The sequence below is a fragment of the Paenibacillus sp. 01T422 genome, assembly GCF_056398785.1.
This window is the reverse complement of record NZ_JBFTQB010000816.1, coordinates 1-5705: the sequence shown is the minus strand read 5'-3', so window position 1 is coordinate 5705 and position 5705 is coordinate 1. Positions and strand designations below refer to the sequence as shown.

Annotated in this window: 5 protein-coding genes and 1 pseudogene; all 6 read left to right on the top strand. The window is 44.9% G+C overall.

Translation table 11 applies throughout. From position 1 onward, the window contains the following. Positions 1 to 255: 255 nt before the first annotated feature. The gene (gene dut / locus AC1DUA_RS31765; protein ID WP_477503536.1) at positions 256 to 1722 is read left to right on the top strand and encodes a dUTP diphosphatase; all 1467 of its coding nucleotides are present in this window, start codon (positions 256 to 258) and stop codon (positions 1720 to 1722) included. 132 nt (positions 1723 to 1854) lie between these two features. Then, positions 1855 to 2754: a dipicolinate synthase subunit DpsA gene (gene dpsA / locus AC1DUA_RS31760; RefSeq protein WP_477503535.1), complete on the top strand. Its 900-nt coding sequence runs from the start codon at positions 1855 to 1857 to the stop codon at positions 2752 to 2754. After that, complete coding sequence (locus AC1DUA_RS31755; protein WP_477503534.1) at positions 2751 to 3344, top strand: dipicolinate synthase subunit B; 594 nt, start codon at positions 2751 to 2753, stop codon at positions 3342 to 3344. The genes dpsA and AC1DUA_RS31755 overlap by 4 nt, the downstream gene beginning before the upstream one ends. A 36-nt stretch (positions 3345 to 3380) precedes the next feature. Then, a pseudogene (locus tag AC1DUA_RS31750) lies at positions 3381 to 4226 on the top strand (aspartate-semialdehyde dehydrogenase); the annotation flags it as partial. 27 nt (positions 4227 to 4253) lie between these two features. Continuing rightward, positions 4254 to 5471: an aspartate kinase gene (dapG, locus tag AC1DUA_RS31745; RefSeq protein WP_477503533.1), complete on the top strand. Its 1218-nt coding sequence runs from the start codon at positions 4254 to 4256 to the stop codon at positions 5469 to 5471. A 25-nt stretch (positions 5472 to 5496) separates the two neighbouring features. Beyond that, positions 5497 to 5705: dihydrodipicolinate synthase family protein (locus AC1DUA_RS31740; RefSeq protein ID WP_477503532.1), on the top strand; the 209-nt coding region annotated here is incomplete at its 3' end.

The following is a 5705-nucleotide window of genomic DNA, read 5'->3' as shown; positions in this document are numbered from 1 at the left end:
CGCTCATATTGATGCATCCAACGCCATCTTCTCGAGATGCATTGCCGGGGATGATCCGAATAATTAAAAATAAGGGATTAACCATGGGTACGGTAACGGAATTGCTTTCCTCAAAACGGGTGGCAGATGCGAACCAAATTATGAACTGATAGGCGGACAACCTGCAAAGTTGAGTCGCTCGCACATTTTTGTTAGACTGAGGAAGTATAATTTGGTAAAGGAACTTTACGGGCTTCATTTTGAGGAGGAAACTTAGTGATCAAATATCGCTTACATAATGGCTTGAGAGTGGTTATGGAACAAATCCCTACTTTTCGATCGGTTACGTTCGGAATTTGGGTGAAGACTGGCTCACGTAATGAGTCTCAAGAACAAAATGGCATTTCGCACTTTATTGAACACATGCTGTTCAAGGGGACGGAACGCCACTCAGCAAAAGATATTGCAGAGATATTTGATGGAATTGGCGGAAATGTCAATGCATTTACCTCCAAAGAGTATACTTGCTACTATGCCAAAGTACTCGATGAGCATTTGCCGCTAGCTATGGATGTGCTTTCCGATATGTTCTTCAATTCTTCCTTTGATGAAGGGGAGCTGGAGAAAGAAAAGGGAGTCATCTATGAAGAGATTTCTATGTACGAGGATACACCTGACGATCTGGTCCATGATTTATTAGCGAAAGCTTCCTATGGAACTCATCCATTAGGTTATACGATTCTCGGTACGGCAGAGAATTTATCCAAAATGAAGTCCGAGGATCTTCGTACTTATATGAAGAAACATTATAATACGGAGAATACGGTCCTTAGTATTGCTGGCAATATTGATGATAGTGTTCGTGAACTGATTGAGAAGCATTTTGGGGGATTCGCACAAACGGGTGCAGAAACGAGCTATGATGCGCCGGACTTTCTTGGAGATTTGATTTTCCATGCTAAAAAAACGGAACAAAATCATATCTGCCTCTCATTGCCAGGTCTTTCCCTACAAGAGGAGAATCTGTACCCAATGGTACTGCTCAATAACGCGATCGGCGGGGGCATGAGTTCCAGACTGTTTCAAGAAATCCGTGAGAAACGCGGCTTGGCTTACTCCGTATATTCGTACCATTCTTCTCATATCGATAGCGGCATGTTTACAATATATACAGGTACAGCTCCTAAACAAACAGAAGAAGTGTTGAAAGTAACAATGGAGTTGCTGCATGATATTGCGGTAAAAGGCATGTTGGAGTCTGAGTTGAAAAAGGGGAAAGAACAGCTGAAGGGCAGCCTAATTCTTAGCCTTGAGAGTACGAGCAGCCGCATGAACCGTTTTGGGAAAAATGAGCTGATGACCGGCAAGCATTACAGTTTGGATGAAATGCTTCAACGCATAGACAGCGTACAAATGGAGCACATTCAAGCGTTAACCAAAACGTTATTCTCTTTTGCACTTAGCATGCCGCCAGAGCTTGAAGCTCAGATCCGACCACGCAGCGGATTGGCTTTCAAATATGGCATTACGACCCTGAATTCACCTGGAACAATTGATGCTGACTACCGTGGTGAAGTGAAGGTGCTACTGATTAATCTTGGACAGGAAGCGTTCACGATTGGGCGAAATGAGCGTATTGCGCAGATGGTGTTTCAGCTTGTACCACAGATTGATTTAGTGGAAGTAGATGAGTTGACGGAGACAGAGCGGGGCACTGGCGGGTTCGGTCACACGGGACGATAATAGATAATAAGTTGAAGGAAGAACCTCTGCAAAGGGGTTCTTTTTTTGTTTCAAAATGCGGTGGCACCCATCCTTAGGCGAACGCATACTATAACGTATCGAAACGGACCGAGAAAGGGGTGTAAGCAAAGAATGCTTACTGGGATTTCGGTTGCTTTCATGGGTGGAGACGCCCGGCAGCTAGAAGTAATTCAGAAATTTACCGAGCTTGATGCATCAGTGACATTAATCGGCTTTGACAATCTCGGGAGGCAATTTAGCAGTGTTTCCAACGCGAAACTAGATCCCGTGCTGCTTCAAACGGTTGATGTTCTCATTTTGCCGGCTGTAGGTACGGATGATTCGGGACAAGTGGAATCTATTTTTTCAAGCGATGAGCTGAGATTGACGGACGTTCATATTTCTTCGCTGCCGAAGCATGCCAAAGTGTACACGGGAATGGCCAAAAGTTATTTGAAAAACCTTTGTGCCGCACATGGAATCGGTGTTGTGGAGTTATTTGATCGGGACGATGTCGCGATATACAACTCCATTCCGACAGCTGAGGGCGCTCTGATGATGGCGATACAGAACACCGATATTACAATTCATGGTTCTGTATGTATGGTTTTGGGTTTTGGTCGTACGGGTTTCACCATGGCCAAAACGCTGCAAGGTTTRGGGGCTACCGTTAAGGTAGGGGTAAGGAAACCAGAGCATTTCGCAAGGGCGTGGGAGATGGGTTTTCAGCCTTTTTATACGAAAGATCTGTATCCGGAAGTGGGGAATATTGACTTGCTTTTTAACACAATTCCGACTATGATAGTCACAGCGCAAGTTATTACCAATATCCCACATCGCGCGCTTATCATCGATTTGGCTTCTAAACCCGGCGGAACGGACTTCCGATTTGCCGAAAAAAGAGGCATCAAAGCGATGCTCGCGCCCGGATTACCTGGCATCGTCGCCCCCAAAACAGCTGGTCGCATCATGGCGAACACATTAAGTCAGCTGATCGAGGAAGACTTCAGAGACAGGAGCGATGTGGAATGAATTGGCAAGGGAAAACAGTCGGTTATGCGTTAACCGGTTCTCACTGTACGCTGGAAGAGGTAATGCCTCAAATTCAGAGATTTGTAGATGCAGGTGCACGCGTCATTCCGATTGTATCCAATACGATCATGACAACGGACACGCGCTTCGGGAAATCGGCGGATTGGCAGCAGCAGTTAAAGGACATAACAGGCAACAACATTATTTCGACAATTGTAGATGCAGAGCCATTAGGTCCATCCAAGCTGCTTGATGTGATGGTTATTGCGCCGTGCACAGGAAATACGACTAGCAAGCTAGCAAATGCGATGACAGAAAGTCCTGTACTTATGGCAGCCAAAGCGCAAATGCGGAACTTACGCCCGCTAGTTTTAGCCATTTCAACCAATGACGGACTGGGTTTGAATGCGATGAATATTGCTAAGCTTCTGATTACGAAGAACATTTATTTTGTTCCTTATGGTCAAGATGCACCTGGAGCTAAGCCAAATTCGTTGGTGGCTCGAATGGACTTGATTATGGAAGCTTGTGAATCAGCGTTGGATGGCAAGCAATTGCAACCCATGATTATTGAGAGATTTCAATACTAATTTCATATATAAATCTTGAAGGGGAGAGACCAGCTCATGTCCAACCAGAAGCTTTTCAACATTGCAGTCGTCGGAGCAACAGGCGCAGTAGGTGAACAAATAATCCGTCTATTAGAACAACGGAATTTCCCCATCAAGGATTTAAAATTGCTTTCTTCCGCTCGCTCAGCGGGTGTTAAGATCCCTTTCAGAGGTCAAGATGTAACCGTTCAAGAAGCTACCCCTGATAGCTTTGAGGGTGTAGATATAGCCTTGTTTAGCGCTGGCGGCGACGTTACTAAAGCGCTAGCTCCACACGCGGTTAATGCGGGTGCAATTTGTATTGATAACACAAGTGCCCACCGGATGGATCCAGACACACCTCTGGTTGTTCCAGAAGTAAATGTTGACAAAATCAACGAGCACAAAGGTATCATTGCAAACCCGAACTGTTCGACTATCCAGATGGTTGCAACCCTTAAGCCTCTATACGATCGTTATGGTATTTCTCGTATCATCGTATCGACGTACCAAGCTGTTTCTGGAGCGGGCACCAAAGCTATTCAAGAAATGTTGAGACAATCGAAAGAGGTACTTGCAGGAAACGATGCGAATCCAGAAATTTTGCCAGTGGGCTCTTTGCCGGTGAAACACCAAATCGCATTTAATGCAATCCCCCAAATCGACAAATTCCTCGACAATGGGTTTACCAACGAAGAAATGAAAATGATTCTTGAAACGAAAAAAATTATGGGTGACGAGTCGATTGAAGTGACTGCCACTTGTGTGCGTATCCCTGTTGTGTATGGACATTCAGAGTCCGTTTACGTAGAATTGAAAGAAGATTTCGACGTAGAAGAAGTGAAGACATTGCTTGCGAATGCTCCTGGCATAACTGCGATCAAGTTGCAGTGAATATGGGGGAAACTCATGCGAATCCTTGTACAGAAATTCGGAGGTACCTCGCTTTCCACCGCACAAGCTAGAGAACACGTTATTGGACATATTCAAGATGCACTAATTGATGATTACAAACTAGTCGTTGTTGTTTCTGCGATGGGACGTAAGGGGGAACCCTATGCGACTGACACGCTCTTAGACCTTATTCGCAAGAACGGGGAAGGGCTGCCGGCGCGTGAACTCGATATGCTAATGGGCTGCGGAGAATTAATTTCTGCGGTACATTTGTGCAGCTTATTGCAGTCTAGAGGCATACGATCAACAGTTTTGACGGGTGGGCAAGCTGGCATTTTAACAAATGATGATCATGGTAATGCGAAGATCGTTGCTATGCAGCCTAACCGTATTTTAGAATTACTGGAACAAGATATGGTTGTTATTGTTACTGGTTTTCAAGGCAAAACTAGCGACGATGAGCTGACTACGCTGGGTCGCGGAGGTAGTGATACATCAGCGACTGCTTTAGGAGCAGCACTGAAAGCTGAGATTGTTGATATTTTCACCGATGTGAATGGGATAATGACAGCGGATCCAAGAATTGTGGAGGATGCTAAACCGCTTATACGGGTCAGCTTTGCCGAAATTTGCARTATGGCGCACAATGGCGCCAAAGTGATTCATCCGCGTGCCGTAGAAGTCGCTATGCACGCTAATATTCCGATCCGGGTGCGATCCACGTTCACGAAGGAATTAGGCACTTTGGTTACAGCTTCAGATAGTATTCCGCATGATTTGAATCAAGTGAAAGACCGCTTTGTTACAGGGATTGCTCATTTTACGAATATTACGCAAATATATGTGGCTGCTGTTGAGGGGCAATTTGATCTGCAGCTTCGTGTATTCAAAACAATGGCGCAGAACCAAATTAGTGTTGATTTTATAAGTGTGAATCCTTCGGCAGTTGTTTATACCGTATTCGATCACGAGGCTCAGCGTGCAGTTAAGCTTCTTAGAAGCCATGGTTATGAACCCCATGCGTTAAGTGGTTGTGCCAAGGTATCCGTGATTGGCGGGGGTATGAACGGTGTGCCGGGAATTATGGCGCAAATTGTAGAGGCTTTAACGGTAGAAGACATACGGATCCTGCAATCAGCCGATTCCAATACGACGATTTGGGTGCTTGTTCAAGGTGAAGATATGATTAAATCAGTTAAGGCGTTACATCATAAATTTGGTTTAAATAAATGAATATGAGATTCAGGAGGTGCAAACGGTGGATTTTGGAAGAGTAATCACAGCCATGGTCACTCCGTTTGACGAGCAATTACAAGTCAACTGGGACCAAGTAGAACCGCTAATTAATTATTTAATCGAAGAGCAGCAATCAGACAGCCTCGTAATTTGTGGGACCACTGGTGAGGCACCTACATTAACTGACGAGGAGAAACTGAAGCTTATCGAGCTATCCGTTCGTTATGCAAG